Origin of the sequence: Salmonella sp. HY31 (genome assembly GCF_042604575.1) — a bacterium.
Taxonomy (GTDB): domain Bacteria; phylum Pseudomonadota; class Gammaproteobacteria; order Enterobacterales; family Enterobacteriaceae; genus Salmonella; species Salmonella diarizonae.
Genome location: NZ_CP170479.1, coordinates 2,755,812 through 2,773,141, shown reverse-complemented (window position 1 = coordinate 2,773,141; position 17,330 = coordinate 2,755,812). Strand labels below are relative to the sequence as shown.

At 53.9% G+C, this 17,330-nt stretch carries 18 protein-coding genes; 10 read left to right on the top strand and 8 right to left on the bottom strand.

Annotated features, from left to right (window positions below):
• Nucleotides 1-181 precede the first annotated feature (181 nt).
• Complete coding sequence (gene argS, locus ACE15A_RS13195; protein WP_001025367.1) at nt 182-1,915, bottom strand: arginine--tRNA ligase; 1,734 nt, start codon at nt 1,913-1,915, stop codon at nt 182-184.
• Between the two features lie 236 nt (nt 1,916-2,151).
• Between argS and ACE15A_RS13190 the strand changes: the two genes are divergently transcribed.
• Nucleotides 2,152-2,721 carry a VOC family protein gene (locus ACE15A_RS13190; protein ID WP_053508911.1) on the top strand — a complete coding sequence of 190 codons (570 nt, stop codon included), beginning with the start codon at nt 2,152-2,154 and terminating at the stop codon, nt 2,719-2,721.
• Nucleotides 2,722-2,740: 19 nt separating this feature from the next.
• Nucleotides 2,741-3,487: a copper homeostasis protein CutC gene (cutC, locus tag ACE15A_RS13185; RefSeq protein ID WP_023248807.1), complete on the top strand. Its 747-nt coding sequence runs from the start codon at nt 2,741-2,743 to the stop codon at nt 3,485-3,487.
• A 316-nt stretch (nt 3,488-3,803) separates the two neighbouring features.
• Here cutC and cmoB read toward each other — a convergent pair whose 3' ends face one another.
• From cmoB to ACE15A_RS13160, 5 genes are all read right to left on the bottom strand, one after another.
• On the bottom strand, nt 3,804-4,775 hold the full coding sequence (gene cmoB, locus ACE15A_RS13180; RefSeq protein WP_053508913.1) for a tRNA 5-methoxyuridine(34)/uridine 5-oxyacetic acid(34) synthase CmoB: 972 nt from the start codon (nt 4,773-4,775) through the stop codon (nt 3,804-3,806).
• A complete protein-coding gene (cmoA, locus tag ACE15A_RS13175) occupies nt 4,772-5,515 on the bottom strand; it encodes a carboxy-S-adenosyl-L-methionine synthase CmoA (protein WP_023248805.1) in 744 nt (247 codons plus the stop codon). Before cmoA ends, cmoB begins: the two co-directional genes overlap by 4 nt.
• A gap of 40 nt (nt 5,516-5,555) precedes the next feature.
• On the bottom strand, nt 5,556-5,951 hold the full coding sequence (locus tag ACE15A_RS13170) for an MAPEG family protein (protein WP_129382442.1): 396 nt from the start codon (nt 5,949-5,951) through the stop codon (nt 5,556-5,558).
• 252 nt (nt 5,952-6,203) lie between these two features.
• Nucleotides 6,204-7,022, bottom strand: a complete 819-nt coding sequence (locus ACE15A_RS13165; protein WP_053508914.1) for a DUF72 domain-containing protein — start codon at nt 7,020-7,022, stop codon at nt 6,204-6,206.
• Entirely contained in the window at nt 7,019-7,585 is a 567-nt protein-coding gene (locus ACE15A_RS13160) for a hydrolase (RefSeq protein WP_023248802.1), read from the bottom strand. Before ACE15A_RS13160 ends, ACE15A_RS13165 begins: the two co-directional genes overlap by 4 nt.
• A gap of 324 nt (nt 7,586-7,909) precedes the next feature.
• Here ACE15A_RS13160 and aspS point away from each other — a divergent pair, with 324 nt between their 5' ends.
• The 6 genes from aspS to ruvB all read left to right on the top strand — a co-directional run bounded on the left by aspS (nt 7,910) and on the right by ruvB (nt 13,278).
• Entirely contained in the window at nt 7,910-9,682 is a 1,773-nt protein-coding gene (aspS, locus tag ACE15A_RS13155) for an aspartate--tRNA ligase (protein WP_053508916.1), read from the top strand.
• Nucleotides 9,683-9,784: 102 nt separating this feature from the next.
• Nucleotides 9,785-10,237 (top strand): dihydroneopterin triphosphate diphosphatase, encoded by a 453-nt coding sequence (nudB, locus tag ACE15A_RS13150; protein ID WP_053508919.1) that lies wholly within the window; start codon nt 9,785-9,787, stop codon nt 10,235-10,237.
• Nucleotides 10,238-10,266: 29 nt separating this feature from the next.
• Nucleotides 10,267-11,010 (top strand): YebC/PmpR family DNA-binding transcriptional regulator, encoded by a 744-nt coding sequence (locus tag ACE15A_RS13145; RefSeq protein ID WP_023248799.1) that lies wholly within the window; start codon nt 10,267-10,269, stop codon nt 11,008-11,010.
• 34 nt (nt 11,011-11,044) lie between these two features.
• Nucleotides 11,045-11,566 (top strand): crossover junction endodeoxyribonuclease RuvC, encoded by a 522-nt coding sequence (gene ruvC, locus ACE15A_RS13140; RefSeq protein ID WP_023248798.1) that lies wholly within the window; start codon nt 11,045-11,047, stop codon nt 11,564-11,566.
• An 81-nt stretch (nt 11,567-11,647) separates the two neighbouring features.
• Complete coding sequence (gene ruvA, locus ACE15A_RS13135) at nt 11,648-12,259, top strand: Holliday junction branch migration protein RuvA (RefSeq protein WP_023248797.1); 612 nt, start codon at nt 11,648-11,650, stop codon at nt 12,257-12,259.
• A gap of 8 nt (nt 12,260-12,267) precedes the next feature.
• Nucleotides 12,268-13,278: a Holliday junction branch migration DNA helicase RuvB gene (ruvB, locus tag ACE15A_RS13130; protein WP_000568510.1), complete on the top strand. Its 1,011-nt coding sequence runs from the start codon at nt 12,268-12,270 to the stop codon at nt 13,276-13,278.
• Between the two features lie 51 nt (nt 13,279-13,329).
• Here the strand turns inward: ruvB and znuB are convergent, their stop codons facing one another.
• Complete coding sequence (gene znuB, locus ACE15A_RS13125; RefSeq protein WP_023248795.1) at nt 13,330-14,115, bottom strand: zinc ABC transporter permease subunit ZnuB; 786 nt, start codon at nt 14,113-14,115, stop codon at nt 13,330-13,332.
• On the bottom strand, nt 14,112-14,867 hold the full coding sequence (gene znuC, locus ACE15A_RS13120) for a zinc ABC transporter ATP-binding protein ZnuC (protein WP_053508920.1): 756 nt from the start codon (nt 14,865-14,867) through the stop codon (nt 14,112-14,114). Before znuC ends, znuB begins: the two co-directional genes overlap by 4 nt.
• Before the next feature lie 78 nt (nt 14,868-14,945).
• Between znuC and znuA the strand changes: the two genes are divergently transcribed.
• Together znuA and mepM are read left to right on the top strand one after the other, a co-directional pair.
• Nucleotides 14,946-15,890 (top strand): zinc ABC transporter substrate-binding protein ZnuA, encoded by a 945-nt coding sequence (gene znuA, locus ACE15A_RS13115; RefSeq protein WP_053508948.1) that lies wholly within the window; start codon nt 14,946-14,948, stop codon nt 15,888-15,890.
• Between the two features lie 15 nt (nt 15,891-15,905).
• Nucleotides 15,906-17,225, top strand: coding sequence for a murein DD-endopeptidase MepM (gene mepM / locus ACE15A_RS13110; protein WP_023248792.1), 1,320 nt, complete (start codon nt 15,906-15,908; stop codon nt 17,223-17,225).
• Nucleotides 17,226-17,330: the final 105 nt, after the last annotated feature.

Below are 17,330 nucleotides of genomic sequence, written 5' to 3'. Positions count from 1 at the left end.
ACCTGAACAATCCGCCGCCTAATGATACGGGGCGGTCAGCGCCAGCACAGGTAAAAGATGTTCCATCTCTCTATAGAAATGTGTCATTCCTTGTGATTTGTTACAGATATACCGCAGTGGCAATAAAAAGGCCTGAGTCCGCTACCCGGAGCCAGGCCTGATGATGTTAACGACGGCGCGTTTACATGCGTTCTACGGTTTCGATACCTAACGTATCCAGACCCAGTTTCAGGGTCTTCGCCGTCAGTTGCGCTAGCTTCAGACGGCTATTGCGAACCGCGTCATTCTCTGCGCTGAGAATGGGGCAGTGCTCGTAGAAGCCGGAGAACAGCCCGGCGACGTCATACAGATAAGCGCACATGACGTGCGGCGTACCTTCACGCGCCACCACCGTCAGGGTCTCTTCAAACTGCAGCAGACGGGCAGCCAGTTGCGCTTCGCGATCTTCGCTGATGATAACCGGCGCGCTCGCCAGCGCCTGCTCGTCGATGTCCGCTTTACGGAAAACAGACAGCACACGCGTATAGGCATACTGCATATAAGGTGCGGTATTGCCTTCGAAAGCCAACATATTATCCCAGTCGAAGATATAGTCAGTGGTGCGGTTTTTCGACAGATCGGCGTATTTCACCGCGCCAATACCGACTGCGTTAGCCAGTTTTTCCAGCTCGTCAGCCGGCATATCCGGGTTCTTCTCCGCCACCAGACGACGCGCGCGCTCCAGCGCCTCATCCAGCAGATCCGCCAGTTTCACCGTACCGCCCGCGCGAGTTTTAAACGGTTTGCCGTCTTTACCCAGCATCATGCCGAACATGTGGTGTTCCAGCGGAACGGAATCTGGTACATAACCGGCTTTGCGCACAATGGTCCAGGCTTGCATCAGGTGCTGGTGCTGACGGGAATCAATGTAGTAGAGCACGCGGTCGGCGTGCAGCGTTTCGTAACGGTATTTGGCGCAGGCGATATCGGTAGTGGTATACAGATAACCACCATCTTTCTTCTGAATGATGACGCCCATTGGGTCGCCTTCCTTGTTTTTAAACTCATCAAGGAAAACCACCGTTGCGCCTTCGCTTTCAACCGCCAGGCCTTTGGCTTTCAGATCGGCGACGATGCCCGGCAGCATCGGGTTATACAGACTTTCGCCCATCACATCATCACGCGTCAGAGTGACGTTGAGGCGATCATAGGTGATCTGGTTTTGCGTCATCGTGATATCAACCAGCTTACGCCACATCTCACGGAAATAGGCATCACCGCTCTGCAATTTTACGACGTAGTTACGCGCGCGCTCGGCAAACGCTTCATCTTCGTCATAATGCTTTTTCGCATCGCGGTAAAATCCTTCGAGATCCGCCAGCGCCATGTCGCCCGCGTTTTCCTGCTGCTGTTTTTCCAGCCAGGCGATAAGCATACCGAACTGGGTGCCCCAGTCGCCGACGTGGTTAGCGCGAATAACATGATGGCCCAGAAACTCCAGCGTGCGCACTGCCGCATCGCCGATAATCGTAGAGCGTAGATGACCGACGTGCATCTCTTTCGCGACGTTGGGCGCGGAGTAGTCAACGACAATCGTCTGGCGAGTCGGCTGAGAAACGCCCAGACGATCGGAGGTCAGCGCCTGTTGCACCTGTTCAGCGAGAAAAGCTGGTTCGAGGAAAATATTGATAAAGCCAGGGCCGGCGATTTCAACCTTGCTGGCGATGCCGCTGAGATCCAGATGAGTCAGCACCTGCTCTGCAAGTTGTCGGGGGGCCATACCCAGTTTTTTCGCAACTGCCATCATGCCGTTGGCCTGATAGTCGCCGAACTGAACTTTGGCTGACTGACGAACCTGGGGCTCGCAATCTGCAGGCGCGCCTGCAGCAATCATGGCCTGACTAACTTTTTCTGAGAGAAGAGCCTGAATATTCACCGGAATACCTTACGTTTATGAAGCGGGCTGTATTGCCCGCGCCAGTTTAAGAATTAGGGCGGGAGTATACTGCAAATGCCCGTTGGCGTCAGCATTGCGCGCGCGGCGCGTCGCCTGAAATATACGCAACAATAATCTGCATAAGCATTCAATAAACGCCCCATCAAATCAAAGGTTGGTTGACGGGACGCAACAGCGTAAATTAGCGGTTTTCACAGCAAGAAGAGCGTCCTGATATGGCGAACTGGCAAAACATTGACGAACTGCATGATATTTCCGCAGATTTACCGCGATTCACTCTGGCGTTCAGAGAACTTTCCACTCGTCTTGGTCTGGATATTAGCGCCCTTGAGGCCGATCACATTTCCTTGCGCTGTCACCAGAATACGACGGCAGAGCGTTGGCGTCGCGGATTTGAACAATGCGGTGAGTTACTGTCGGAAAATATCATCAACGGCAGGCCGATTTGTCTGTTTAAACTGCATGAACCGGTATGTGTGGAACACTGGCGGTTTTCTGTCATTGAATTACCGTGGCCGGGAGAAAAACGCTATCCGCACGAAGGGTGGGAGCATATTGAAATCGTGCTGCCCGGCGAGCCGGAGACCTTGAACGCGAGGGCCCTGGCGTTGTTGTCGGATGAGGGACTTAGTCAGCCGGGGATCGTGGTTAAAACCAGTACGCCGCAGGGCGAGCATGAACGTTTGCCAAACCCTACGCTGGCCGTGACCGATGGCCGCGTCACGGTAAAATTTCATCCGTGGTCGATTGAAGCGATCGTCGCCAGTGAACAGGCTGCCCATTAACCTGCCGACAGGAGTGAATATGGCGTTACTTGAGATCTGTTGTTACAGCATGGAATGCGCGCTCACCGCGCAGCGAAACGGCGCGGATCGTATCGAACTGTGCGCTGCGCCGAAAGAAGGGGGGCTTACGCCTTCGCTGGGCGTCTTACGCAGCGTGCGCGAGCATATTACGATTCCCGTACATCCGATTATTCGTCCTCGCGGCGGGGATTTTTATTACACTGACGGCGAATTTGCCGCCATGCTGGAAGATATTCGCCTCGTCAGAGAGTTGGGTTTTCCCGGGCTGGTTACTGGCGTGTTAACCCTTGACGGGGATGTCGATATGTTGCGAATGGAAAAAATAATGGCGGCGGCCGGACCGCTGGCGGTGACATTCCACCGCGCCTTTGATATGTGCGCTAATTCCTTCAATGCGCTAAAGAATCTGGCTGACGCAGGCGTAGCAAGAGTGCTGACCTCCGGGCAAAAATCCGATGCGGCGCAAGGTTTATCAATAATTATGGAACTTATTGCACAGAGGGATGCTCCAATCATTATGGCTGGTGCGGGGGTTCGTGCAAATAACCTGCAGAATTTCCTCGATGCCGGAGTACGGGAAGTACACAGTTCCGCCGGAGTCTTACTGCCTTCGCCGATGCGCTATCGCAATCAGGGGTTATCGATGTCTGCCGATATTCAGGCGGACGAGTATTCCCGCTATAGGGTAGAGGGGGCGGCGGTCGCTGAAATGAAAGGAATCATGGTTCGCCATCAGGCCAAATGATTTTTACCGTTGCATCATGTCGCCCAATATGATGCTTGCTCGTACCAGGCCCCTGCAATTTCAACAGGGGCCTTTTTTTATCCTTCTCCTGCATATTTCGGTCTGCTACTGCGTTGGCAATAACTCGGCCCATCCCTGGGCCTCGCCCTTGCGGGCGCTGTGAACAGCGTTCAAATTCGTTCCAGACGAATTTGTCCTCGCGCACCCCGGTCACGTAGTGATCTACGCTCCCGGGGATTTGCTGCGTTGCCGCCTTGCTGCAACTTGAACTATTTTGGAGAAACGGTGCTATACGTAACGGTCATTCGGCAATCCATCACGGTTTACGCGCAATCAGCACCGCGCGCTGCGGGGCGGGATAGCCTTCTACCGTTTTACTGTGATCGTTCGGGTCAAGAAAATCGGCCAGCGATTCGGTAACCATCCATTCGGTACGGCGCTGCTCTTCGGTGGTGGTGACGCAAACGTCAGCGATACGCACATCAATAAAGCCACATTTTTCCAGCCATTTTTTTAATGCCGGCGCGGAAGGAATAAAATAGACGTTACGCATCTGGGCATAGCGATCTCCGGGCACCAGAACGGTATTTTCATCGCCGTCGACGACCAGCGTTTCCAGTACCAGTTCACCCTCGTTGACTAACTGATCTTTTAACTGCCACAGATGCTCCAGCGGCGAGCGACGGTGATAAAGCACCCCCATCGAGAAGACGGTATCAAATGCTCTCAGCGCCGGGAGTTGTTCAATGCCCAACGGCAGCAGATGCGCGCGCTGATCGTTACCCAACAGTTTACGCACCGCCTCAAACTGGCAGAGGAAAAGCTGCGTAGGATCGATGCCGACCGCCAGATGTGCGCCTGCGCCAATCATCCGCCACAGGTGATAGCCGCTGCCGCAGCCGACATCAAGGATCGTCCGGCCGGTTAAATCTGACAAATGCGGCAGTACGCGATCCCACTTCCAGTCGGAACGCCATTCGGTATCAATATTGACGCCATAAAGCGAGAACGGGCCTTTACGCCACGGCATCAGATTACGCAGCAACGTATCAATACGCTTTAGCTGACCTTCGCTGAGCGGCGTTTCGCTTTCCGCCGTGACGCTGTGCAGTAAGTCCAGCCGCCAGGGCGTAATTTCCGGTAAAAATTCTACCGCGTTCGACCACTGTTTAAACAAGCCATGCTGCTGCTCGCGTTGCCAGGCGGCAATCTGCGCTGGTAATGTTTCCAGCCAGTGGGAGAGATGATTTTTAGCAATGAGCTGATAAAAGTTACCAAACTCGATCATGCGGCAACTCCGGCTTTTAACGCGACAAGCGACCCAAAATTAAAGCACTGGAACCACAGTTCGCTGTGTTCGAAACCCGCCTTACGCAGGCGCGCTTTATGCGTTTCCACCGAGTCGGTGAGCATCACGTTTTCCAGCATACTGCGCTTCTGGCTGATCTCCAGTTCGCTGTACCCATTCGCGCGTTTAAAATCGTGGTGCATGTTGAATAACAGCTCGCCCACTTTAGCGTCTTCAAAGCTAAATTTTTCCGACAGCACCAGCGCGCCGCCGGGATTTAACCCCTGGTAAATCTTATCCAGCAATGCCTGGCGTTCGGCAGGTTCAAGGAATTGCAGGGTAAAATTCAGCACCACCAGCGAGGCGTTTTCAATAGTGATATCGCGGATATCGCCTTCAACTACGTCAACCGGCGTAGGCGCTTTATACGCATCAATATGGCGGCGGCAGCGTTCAATCATGGCCGGGGAGTTATCGACGGCGATAATCCGACAATGCTCATGGCGGATATTGCGCCGAACAGACAGCGTCGCGGCGCCCAGCGAGCAGCCCAGATCGTAGACCTGCGTGTTCGGCTGTACAAAGCGTTCAGCCAACATACCGATCATAGAGATGATGTTAGAGTAGCCGGGCACCGACCGTTGAATCATGTCGGGGAAAACTTCGGCTACTCGTTCATCAAAAGTCCAGTCGCCGAGACGGGCGATAGGCGCAGAAAAAAGCGTGTCGCGGTGAGACATAACGTATACATCCGGGAAAAATAAAGGCGCGTATTGTGCGCTAATACAGGGAGAAAACCAACTCCCAGGGCATATACCACAGGTTTGCCAGCACCATCAGCAACAATGCACACCAGGTCGCGCTCATCCCCGCCCGCCGCCAGCGGAACAGGCGGTGGTGGAAGCCGTAATAATGCATCAGCCGACTGGCGATTAAAATGATGCCGCAGATATGCACCATCCACGTTTCGGCGCCGTTCATTTCCATAAACAGCAGCAGTACCAGCGCGACGGGAATATATTCCACCGCATTACCATGAATACGGATAGCGCTTTGCAGCTCGCTAAAACCGCCGTCGCCATAGGCGACACGGTACTGCATTCGCAAGCGAACGACATCAAAAGAGAACTTCATTAATAATAACGCACCCAAAACGGCATAAAGCGCGCTTACCATACAAACTCCCTTTACTTTTCATACTTCAAGTTGCATGTGCGTTGGCTGTAGATACTTGACTCATCTCTGGGTCTCGCCCCATACGGGGCCGCTGCAAGCCGCGTTCAAATCTGCTCCCGGCAGATTTGTCGTTCACTCCAGTCACTTATTGAATGTAAGCTCCCGGGGATTCTCTCCCTTGCCATCTTCCTGCAACTCGAATTATTTAGAGTAAGTAATGGCTGATGGCATTGCCTATGATAGGGGGCATTTTCAGAAAAGAGAAGATTGCTGTGGAATGGACGGAGCAGTGCCGATTTCCGGTAAGACGCTGCGTAAATCATGCCAAAGCGTATTCACCAGTTCCGGCGCCTGCGCGATATCCGGAGTATGTAAAAACAGAAAAGGCGTGGTGGTCTGCCGCCACTGCGGGAGTTTCTGCAACCAGGCGGCGAAAAACTGACGGTTTTGCGCCATATTATCGCTACCGATAAAACGCACCATCGGATGGCTGGCCGTCACGACCGCATGTACCGGGACTTTGGGTTTTTTCCGCTGCGCCTCGCGGACGGCCTCGCTGTGGGGATGGGCGGCATGTACCGGACGACTATCCAGGATCACGCGGTTTACGCCGCGCTCGTGTAACCCGCGATTGAACCGCTGTTCATCCTCACCTTTGTCAAAAAAACACGGATGACGAACTTCTACGCCATAGGTAAACGTGGCGGGGAGCGCATCAAGAAATTGCCATAAGGCGGGGAGATCTCGCGGTCCAAAGACGGCAGGCAACTGAAGCCAGTATTGGCCAATGCGCGTTTCCAGCGGCGCCAGACGGGTAAAAAATTCCTGCACCAGATCGTCGCAATGACGCAGAGCGGCCTGGTGAGAAATGGTCGCGGGAAATTTGAAACAAAAACGAAAATCATCCGTAGTTTGCGCATACCAGCGATCAACAATTTCCGCTTTCGGCAGCGCGTAAAGCGTGGTGTTGCCCTCCACGCAGTTAAAGTGGCGGGCATACTCTTCCAGACTGGTGATGCCGAGCCGCGCCCATTTCGGGTGCGACCATTGCGGCAAGCCAATGTAGATCATAAGGCGTTTAAAATATCCTCTACGCTACGTACCCGGCCAATACGCGGGAAAATATGCGTCATACTGCTCTGATGCTGCTCACTGCTGGCGGCGCTACAGGCATCTTCGGCAATAATAAGGTTAAATCCCAACTCCCAGGCGTTACGCGCTGTGGATTCGACGCCGATATTGGTTGAGATCCCGCACAATATGATGGTGTCGATACCCCGGCGGCGAAGTTGTAATTCCAGATCGGTGCCGTAAAACGCGCCCCACTGGCGTTTAGTCACTTCCAGATCGCTGTCAGTTTTACCCAATGCCGTAGGCCAGGTCCACCAGTTTTCCGGCAACGCGTGCGCAGGCGTTGAAGCATCAACCGGCTGTTTTAACGCCTCGGCATAATCCTCAGACCATCCGACGCGTACCATGACCACTGGCGAGCCGTTGGCGCGACACTTTTCCGCCAGCCGCGCGGCGCGGGCGACCACCTCGTTTGCCGTGTACGGGCCGCCGGCAAACGGAAGAATTCCTTCCTGTAAATCAATAACTACCAGGGCGGTTGTGGTCGCGTTGAGTTTCAGCATGATAATCACTCTCCTAAAAATAGCGGATTTCGCTATACCTTAAGCACGATTAAAGAGGAAAGCGGCGACAAATATTGTTAATTTTTGTGAGCATACGCAATACCCGCGTGAAAAACCCGGGTACAGTCAGTATGAACCAGGCGTCGATACCGCATGAAACGGGCAAGTTATCGCTCCCATGCTGGATTGACTCTTATCGTGCGGCAGAATTTCCAGTATAATAGCCGCCTTTTTTCATCCAGTTGTGACATACAGCTAAAGCTGCGACTTCGTCGCCTGCATGGCAGGCAACAATCCGCCTGCGGCTAAGTTAAGGGATATCTCATGCGTACAGAATATTGCGGACAGCTACGTCTGTCCCACGTGGGGCAGCAGGTGACTCTGTGTGGTTGGGTCAACCGTCGTCGTGATCTTGGTAGCCTGATCTTTATCGATATGCGCGACCGCGAAGGTATTGTGCAGGTGTTCTTCGATCCGGATCGTGCGGACGCGTTAAAGCTGGCCTCTGAACTGCGTAATGAGTTCTGCATTCAGGTTACGGGCACCGTGCGTGCGCGTGACGCGAAAAACGTCAATGCGGATATGGCGACCGGCGAAATTGAAGTGCTGGCGTCCTCTCTCACTATCATCAACCGCGCAGACTCACTGCCGCTTGACGCTAACCACGTTAATACCGAAGAGGCGCGTCTCAAGTACCGCTATCTGGATTTGCGTCGTCCGGAAATGGCGCAGCGCCTGAAAACTCGCGCCAAAATTACCAGCCTGGTGCGTCGTTTTATGGACGATCACGGTTTCCTTGATATTGAAACGCCGATGCTGACCAAAGCCACGCCGGAAGGCGCGCGCGACTATCTGGTGCCTTCGCGCGTTCATAAAGGTAAATTCTACGCGCTGCCGCAGTCGCCGCAACTGTTTAAACAGCTCCTGATGATGTCCGGTTTCGACCGTTACTATCAGATAGTCAAATGCTTCCGTGATGAAGACTTACGTGCTGACCGCCAGCCTGAATTTACTCAGATCGACGTCGAGACCTCCTTCATGACCGCGCCGCAGGTGCGCGAAGTGATGGAAGCGTTGGTGCGCCATTTGTGGCTGGAAGTGAAAGGCGTGGATCTGGGGGATTTCCCGGTCATGACATTTGCAGAGGCGGAACGTCGTTACGGCTCTGACAAACCAGACCTGCGTAACCCGATGGAGCTGGTGGATGTCGCTGACCTGCTGAAATCGGTAGAGTTCGCGGTCTTCGCGGGCCCGGCTAACGATCCGAAAGGCCGTGTGGCTGCGCTGCGTGTGCCGGGCGGCGCACAGCTTAGCCGTAAGCAGATCGACGATTACGGTAACTTTGTTAAGATCTACGGCGCGAAAGGCCTGGCGTATATCAAAGTTAACGAGCGCGCGAAAGGTCTGGACGGGATCAACAGCCCGGTGGCCAAGTTCCTGACCGCCGACATCGTAGACGCTATCCTTGAACGTACTGGTGCGCAGGACGGCGATATGGTTTTCTTCGGCGCAGATAACAAAAAAGTGGTTGCCGATGCGCTGGGCGCGTTGCGTCTGAAACTGGGCAAAGACCTGAGCCTGACCGACGAAGACAAGTGGGCGCCGCTGTGGGTGATTGACTTCCCGATGTTTGAAGACGACGGCGAAGGCGGTTTGACCGCGATGCACCATCCGTTCACCGCCCCGCGCGACATGACGGCGTCTGAACTGAAAACTGCGCCGGAAGAAGCCGTCGCTAACGCTTACGATATGGTGATTAACGGCTACGAAGTGGGCGGCGGTTCGGTGCGTATTCACAACGGTGAAATGCAGCAAACCGTATTTGGTATTCTCGGTATCAATGAGCAGGAGCAGCGCGAGAAGTTCGGCTTCCTGCTGGATGCGTTAAAATACGGTACGCCGCCGCACGCGGGCCTGGCGTTTGGTCTGGACCGTCTGACCATGCTGTTGACCGGCACCGACAATATTCGTGATGTTATCGCCTTCCCGAAAACGACCGCTGCCGCGTGTCTGATGACCGAAGCGCCAAGTTTCGCCAACCAGGCGGCGTTGACGGAGTTGGGTATTCAGGTTGTGAAGAAAGCTGAGAATAACTGATATGAACAATGTACACGACATCATTCGCGCGATATCGCGGCGGTCCACAAGGGCGAGTCTCATCAATGAGCGGCGTCACCTAACAGCCAACAACGAGGCCGCGTGAAGGATAAAGTGTACAAGCGCCCCGTTTCGGTCTTGGTGATTATCTTCGCGCAAGATACGAAACGGGTGCTGATGTTGCAGCGACGCGACGACCCGGATTTCTGGCAGTCGGTGACGGGCAGTGTGGAAGAAGGGGAGACCGCGTTGCAGGCCGCCGTGCGTGAAGTCAAAGAGGAGGTCACGATTGATGTTGCGGCAGAGCAACTGACCTTAATCGACTGCCAACGTACGGTGGAGTTTGAGATTTTTTCACATTTACGTCATCGCTATGCGCCGGGCGTCATGCACAATACAGAATCCTGGTTCTGCCTTGCCCTACCGCATGAGCGTCAGGTGATATTCACAGAACATCTGACGTACCAGTGGCTTGATGCGCCTGACGCGGCGGCGCTTACCAAGTCCTGGAGTAATCGGCAAGCGATTGAAGAGTTTGTCATTAACGTCGCCTGAAAAGGCGCGCTTTTTTTGAGGAAATATTTATGGCAGGTCATAGTAAATGGGCCAACACCAGACATCGTAAAGCTGCGCAGGATGCCAAGCGCGGTAAAATCTTCACTAAAATTATTCGTGAACTGGTAACGGCAGCTAAATTGGGCGGCGGCGATCCGGATGCCAACCCGCGTCTGCGCGCGGCCGTGGATAAAGCTCTGGCCAACAACATGACCCGCGACACTCTGAACCGCGCCATCGCTCGCGGCGTCGGCGGCGATGATGATGCGAACATGGAAACCATCATCTATGAAGGTTACGGTCCTGGCGGCACGGCCATTATGATTGAGTGTCTGAGTGACAATCGTAACCGTACCGTAGCGGAAGTGCGTCATGCTTTCAGCAAGTGCGGCGGTAATCTGGGTACGGACGGCTCAGTGGCGTACCTGTTCAGTAAGAAAGGGGTCATCTCCTTTGAGAAAGGCGATGAAGACACCATCATGGAAGCCGCTCTGGAAGCTGGCGCGGAAGATGTTGTGACCTATGATGATGGCGCGATTGATGTTTACACTGCTTGGGAAGAGATGGGCAAAGTGCGTGACGCGCTGGAAGCGGCGGGTCTGAAAGCGGACAGCGCCGAAGTGTCCATGATCCCGTCAACCAAAGCGGATATGGATGCGGAAACCGCGCCGAAACTGCTGCGTCTGATTGATATGCTGGAAGACTGTGATGATGTTCAGGAAGTCTACCATAACGGTGAGATCTCTGATGAGGTTGCCGCTACCTTAGAATGAGGTGGTTGAATCCGAACATAACAGGAGATGCGTGATGGCTATTATTCTCGGTATTGACCCGGGGTCGCGCATCACCGGTTATGGCGTTATTCGTCAGATCGGCAGGCAACTGACCTATCTGGGCAGCGGATGTATTCGCACTAAAGTCGATGATCTGCCGTCTCGTTTGAAGCTCATATACGCAGGCGTGACGGAAATCATTACACAGTTCCAGCCGGACTATTTCGCTATCGAACAGGTGTTTATGGCGAAGAATGCCGATTCAGCCCTCAAATTGGGACAGGCGCGCGGCGTAGCAATTGTCGCCGCGGTCAACCAGGAACTGCCGGTGTTTGAATACGCGGCGCGTCAGGTGAAGCAAACCGTCGTCGGTATTGGTAGCGCGGAGAAAAGCCAGGTGCAGCATATGGTGCGAACGTTGCTGAAGCTCCCCGCTAACCCGCAGGCAGACGCCGCAGATGCGCTGGCTATCGCGATTACGCATTGCCACGTTAGCCAGAACGCGATGCAAATGAGCGAGAGCCGACTCAATCTGGCGCGGGGAAGGTTGCGATAATGACAAATGAGGCTGGATATCTATCCAGCCTTTTTTTATGATACGGCTTTACCTTTTCAGCCCTTTACGCAGGAGCGTCATGTGATTGGCAGACTCAGAGGCATTATTCTCGAAAAACAACCCCCGATCGTGCTGCTGGAGACAGGGGGCGTAGGCTATGAAGTGCATATGCCCATGACCTGTTTCTATGAGCTCCCGGAATCCGGAAAGGAAGCGACTGTCTTTACCCATTTTGTGGTGCGTGAAGATGCGCAGTTGCTGTACGGATTCAACAATAAGCAAGAGCGCACGCTGTTTAAAGAGCTAATCAAAACAAATGGCGTCGGGCCTAAGCTGGCGCTGGCGATCCTCTCCGGCATGTCGGCGCAACAATTCGTCAATGCGGTTGAACGTGAAGATCCTGCGGCGCTGGTGAAATTACCCGGCATCGGTAAAAAAACCGCTGAACGATTGATTGTGGAAATGAAAGACCGCTTTAAAGGGCTACATGGCGATCTCTTTACGCCAGCGGTCGATCTGGTATTGACGTCGCCAGCCAGCCCGACAACGGACGATGCTGAGCAAGAAGCGGTTGCTGCGCTGGTGGCGCTGGGTTATAAACCGCAAGAAGCCAGTCGGATGGTGAGCAAAATCGCTCGTCCGGACGCAAGCAGTGAAACACTGATTCGCGACGCGTTACGCGCCGCGTTATGAGGTAAAGGATGATAGAAGCAGATCGCCTGATTTCAGCAGGCGCCACGATCGCAGAGGAAGTTGCCGATCGCGCCATTCGCCCTAAGTTATTGGCGGAGTATGTCGGTCAACCGCAGGTGCGCTCCCAGATGGAGATCTTTATTCAGGCGGCAAAACTGCGCGGCGACGCATTAGATCACTTGCTGATTTTCGGTCCGCCAGGGTTAGGTAAAACGACTCTGGCGAATATCGTGGCCAATGAAATGGGCGTTAATCTGCGTACCACATCCGGCCCGGTGCTGGAAAAAGCGGGCGATCTGGCGGCCATGCTCACCAATCTTGAACCGCATGATGTGCTGTTTATTGATGAGATTCATCGGCTTTCACCGGTGGTGGAAGAGGTGCTCTATCCGGCGATGGAAGATTACCAGTTGGATATCATGATTGGCGAAGGGCCAGCCGCGCGGTCGATTAAAATCGACCTGCCGCCGTTTACGCTCATTGGCGCGACGACGCGAGCAGGTTCGCTAACCTCGCCGCTACGCGACCGTTTTGGTATCGTGCAGCGCCTGGAGTTCTATCAGGTGCCCGATCTGCAGCACATTGTCGGGCGCAGCGCCCGGCACATGGGGCTTGAGATGAGCGATGACGGCGCGCTGGAAGTGGCGCGTCGGGCGCGCGGTACGCCGCGTATAGCCAACCGTCTGCTCAGACGTGTGCGTGATTTCGCCGAGGTGAAGCATGACGGGGCTATTTCTGCGGAAATTGCCGCGCAGGCGCTGGATATGTTGAACGTCGATGCGGAAGGGTTTGACTATATGGATCGCAAACTGCTGCTGGCGGTTATTGATAAATTCTTCGGTGGTCCGGTGGGACTGGATAACCTTGCGGCGGCGATTGGCGAAGAGCGTGAAACCATTGAAGATGTGCTGGAGCCGTATTTGATTCAGCAGGGCTTTTTACAGCGCACGCCACGCGGCAGAATGGCAACAGTGCGTGCGTGGAACCACTTTGGTATTACGCCGCCGGAAATGCCTTAAGCTTGATTATGCCGGATGGCGGTGTTGAACTGCGCCACCCGGTAACATCCCCTAGCTCGCCTGTTTTTTCATCATGCTGAAGATAAACAGCATGGCTGCGCACAATACCACTGACGGACCTGCTGGCGTATCATAGAACGCGGAGAAGGTCAGTCCGCCCGTTACGGCGATCATTCCTGTTACCACCGCTACACCCGCCATCTGCTCCGGCGTACGGGCAAAGCGACGCGCGGTTGCGGCGGGGATAATCAGTAGCGATGTAATGATCAGTGCCCCGACAAACTTCATCGCTACGCCGATGGTTAACGCCGTTACCAGCATCAATAGCAGCTTCACGCGCTGTAACTTCACGCCATCGACAAAGGCAAGATCCGGGCTAATAGTCATCGACAGCAAGTTGCGCCACTGCCAGAAGAGAATAGCCAGCACAATAACTACGCCAATGGCGATCGAGATAAGATCTTCCGGCGTGACGGCCAGCAAATCGCCAAACAGATAAGCCATTAAATCAACGCGGACATTGGACATCAGGCTGACAACGACCAGTCCTAAAGACAGAGCGCTATGCGCCATAATGCCCAGTAAGGTATCAATCGCGAGGTGAGGGCGTTTCTCCAGCCATACCAGACCGGCGGCCAGCAGCAGCGTAACGGCGATTACCGCATAAAAGGGGTTAACGTCCAGCAACAGGCCAAACGCCACGCCCAGAAGCGACGCGTGAGCCAGTGTATCGCCAAAGTAGGACATCCGACGCCAGACCACGAATGAGCCCAACGGACCTGCGGCGCAGGCCAACATCATCCCGGCTAGCCAGCCGGGCAGTAATAATTCAATCATGAGTGACCATTTCCCCGGCGCAGTACAATACGGCCCTGTAAATCATGGCGATGATTATGATGATGGCGATAAATCCCCAGTTGCTCTGCACCGCGCGGACCAAACATAGAGATAAATTCCGGATGCATAGACACCACTTCCGGCGTGCCGGAACAGCAAATATGATGGTTCAGGCATAACACCTCATCTGTTTTTGCCATTACCAGATGTAGATCATGCGACACCATTAGCACGGCGCAATCGAGTTCGCGGCGCAACTGATCGATAAGGTCGTATAACGCGACCTGGCCGTTGACATCCACGCCTTGCGTCGGCTCATCAAGTACCAGCAACTGCGGCCGGTTAAGCAGAGCGCGGGCCAGCAGTACGCGCTGTGTCTCGCCGCCGGAGAGTTTTTGCATGGGCGCGTCAATCAGATGTCCGGCCTGAACACGTTTAAGCGCCGGGAGAATATCCGTTTTTTGCGTGCCGGGACGTAAACGTAAAAATCGGTTTACCGTCAGCGGAAGCGTGGTATCGAGATAGAGCTTTTGTGGGACATAGCCGATACGGAGTTGTCCGTTGCGCTTGATCACTCCTTCATCAGGAGCTACCAGTCCTAAAACCACGCGCACAAGCGTTGACTTCCCCGCGCCGTTAGGACCGAGAAGCGTTAAAATTTTTCCGGGGCTCAATTCAAGCGACACGTCAGAGAGGACGCGGCGTTGACCAAATGAGACCGAGACGTTTTCCAGTGAAACTAAACTTGTCATGTCAATTTTAGGCTTGCAGAAGTGATAGGATGTTATAATATCACATTTCACACATTCATTACGATGATTGGTCGCATTATGTTACAGAAAAATACGCTTCTTTTCGCAGCATTATCCGCCGCGCTTTGGGGGAGTGCAACCCAGGCTGCCGACGCCGCCGTTGTCGCTTCGCTTAAACCGCTTGGGTTTATCGCTTCCGCCATTGCTGACGGCGTTACGGATACGCAAGTCTTACTTCCGGATGGGGCTTCCGAGCATGATTATTCATTGCGTCCATCAGACGTAAAACGCTTACAGGGCGCGGACTTAGTCGTCTGGGTTGGCCCGGAAATGGAAGCCTTTATGGAGAGGTCGGTCAGGAATATTCCTGGTAATAAGCAGGTTACCATTGCGCAACTTGCCGATGTGAAGCCATTACTCATGAAGGGCGCGGATGATGATGAGGATGAACATGCGCACGCTGATGCCGATGAGGAAAAAGGTGACGTACATCACCATCACGGCGAATATAACATGCATCTTTGGCTTTCCCCAGAGATAGCGCGGGCTACAGCGGTTGCAATCCATGAAAAATTAGTGGAACTTATGCCGCAAAGTCGAGCCAAACTCGACGCCAACCTGAAGGATTTTGAGGCACAATTAGCCGCAACCGATAAACAGGTCGGTAACGAGCTCGCGCCGCTCAAGGGGAAAGGGTATTTCGTTTTTCATGACGCCTACGGTTACTACGAAAAACACTACGGACTCACCCCACTCGGTCACTTTACCGTGAACCCTGAGATACAACCTGGCGCGCAGCGTTTACATGAAATAAGAACACAGTTGGTTGAGCAAAAAGCAACCTGCGTTTTTGCTGAGCCACAATTCAGGCCAGCGGTCGTGGAAGCCGTGGCGAGAGGGACATCCGTTCGAATGGGAACACTGGACCCCCTCGGGACGAACATTAAACTGGGTAAAACAAGCTATTCAGCGTTTTTAAGCCAATTAGCCAACCAGTATGCGAGCTGCCTGAAAGGAGATTAACGAGGAAGTGAATACGTGCAACAGATAGCCCGCTCTGTCGCCCTGGCATTTAATAATCTGCCCCGACCCCATCGCGTTATGTTGGGGTCACTTACCGTTCTGACACTGGCCGTCGCCGTATGGCGGCCATATGTCTACCACCCGGAATCCGCGCCAATCGTTAAAACTATTGAACTGGAGAAAAGCGAGATTCGTTCCCTCTTACCTGAGGCCAGTGAACCCATCGATCAGGCCGCCCAGGAAGATGAAGCTATTCCTCAGGATGAGCTGGACGATAAAACCTCAGGCGAAGTCGGCGTCCATGAATACGTCGTCTCTACAGGCGATACGCTAAGCAGCATTCTGAATCAGTACGGCATCGATATGGCCGATATTAGTCGACTTGCCGCTTCTGATAAGGAGCTGCGAAATCTGAAAATTGGTCAACAACTCTCATGGACACTGACCGCCGATGGCGATTTACAGCGTCTGACATGGGAAGTCTCCCGCCGTGAAACGCGTACCTACGATCGCACTGCAAACGGTTTCAAAATGAGCAGTGAAATGCAGCAGGGGGACTGGGTCAACAGCCTGCTGAAAGGCACGGTAGGTGGTAGCTTTGTCGCCAGCGCGAAAGAGGCAGGTTTAACCAGCAGCGAAATCAGCGCAGTGATAAAAGCGATGCAGTGGCAGATGGATTTTCGGAAGCTGAAAAAGGGCGATGAATTTTCGGTTCTGATGTCGCGTGAGATGCTGGACGGCAAGCGCGAGCAGAGTCAGTTGTTGGGCGTGCGTATGCGTTCCGATGGCAAAGATTACTACGCCATTCGCGCCGCTGACGGTAAATTCTATGACCGTAACGGTGTCGGCCTGGCGAAAGGCTTTTTACGATTCCCGACCGCAAAACAGTTCCGCATCTCCTCCAACTTTAATCCGCGTCGTCTGAACCCGGTTACTGGACGCGTTGCGCCGCATCGTGGCGTTGACTTTGCGATGCCGCAGGGGACGCCGGTGCTGTCGGTGGGGGATGGCGAGGTAGTGGTTGCTAAACGTAGCGGCGCTGCCGGTTACTACATCGCGATTCGTCATGGACGCACCTACACCACGCGCTATATGCACCTGCGTAAGCTGCTGGTGAAACCGGGGCAAAAAGTGAAACGTGGCGATCGTATTGCGCTTTCTGGTAATACAGGGCGTTCCACAGGGCCGCATCTGCATTATGAGGTATGGATCAACCAGCAGGCCGTTAACCCTCTAACAGCAAAATTGCCGCGTACGGAAGGTCTGACGGGATCAGATCGTCGTGAATACCTGGCGCAGGTGAAAGAGGTTCTGCCGCAACTGCGTTTCGATTAACAAATGTGCTGACAGAGCCGGTACGCGATGTGTACCGGCTTTTTTGTTTTGTGTGAGGCGCAGACGCCGCTACACTATTCACAATTCCTTTTCGCGTCAGCAGAC

Bases quoted from the DNA above. Each gene is read 5' to 3' on its own strand.
- ACE15A_RS13190 (WP_053508911.1), top strand. From the start codon at position 2,152: ATGGCGAACTGGCAAAACATTGACGAACTGCATGATATTTCCGCAGAT.
- cutC (WP_023248807.1), top strand. From the start codon at position 2,741: ATGGCGTTACTTGAGATCTGTTGTTACAGCATGGAATGCGCGCTCACC.
- cmoB (WP_053508913.1), bottom strand. From the start codon at position 4,775: ATGATCGAGTTTGGTAACTTTTATCAGCTCATTGCTAAAAATCATCTC.
- cmoA (WP_023248805.1), bottom strand. From the start codon at position 5,515: ATGTCTCACCGCGACACGCTTTTTTCTGCGCCTATCGCCCGTCTCGGC.
- ACE15A_RS13170 (WP_129382442.1), bottom strand. From the start codon at position 5,951: ATGGTAAGCGCGCTTTATGCCGTTTTGGGTGCGTTATTATTAATGAAG.
- ACE15A_RS13165 (WP_053508914.1), bottom strand. From the start codon at position 7,022: ATGATCTACATTGGCTTGCCGCAATGGTCGCACCCGAAATGGGCGCGG.
- ACE15A_RS13160 (WP_023248802.1), bottom strand. From the start codon at position 7,585: ATGCTGAAACTCAACGCGACCACAACCGCCCTGGTAGTTATTGATTTA.
- aspS (WP_053508916.1), top strand. From the start codon at position 7,910: ATGCGTACAGAATATTGCGGACAGCTACGTCTGTCCCACGTGGGGCAG.
- ACE15A_RS13145 (WP_023248799.1), top strand. From the start codon at position 10,267: ATGGCAGGTCATAGTAAATGGGCCAACACCAGACATCGTAAAGCTGCG.
- ruvC (WP_023248798.1), top strand. From the start codon at position 11,045: ATGGCTATTATTCTCGGTATTGACCCGGGGTCGCGCATCACCGGTTAT.
- ruvB (WP_000568510.1), top strand. From the start codon at position 12,268: ATGATAGAAGCAGATCGCCTGATTTCAGCAGGCGCCACGATCGCAGAG.
- znuB (WP_023248795.1), bottom strand. From the start codon at position 14,115: ATGATTGAATTATTACTGCCCGGCTGGCTAGCCGGGATGATGTTGGCC.
- znuC (WP_053508920.1), bottom strand. From the start codon at position 14,867: ATGACAAGTTTAGTTTCACTGGAAAACGTCTCGGTCTCATTTGGTCAA.
- znuA (WP_053508948.1), top strand. From the start codon at position 14,946: ATGTTACAGAAAAATACGCTTCTTTTCGCAGCATTATCCGCCGCGCTT.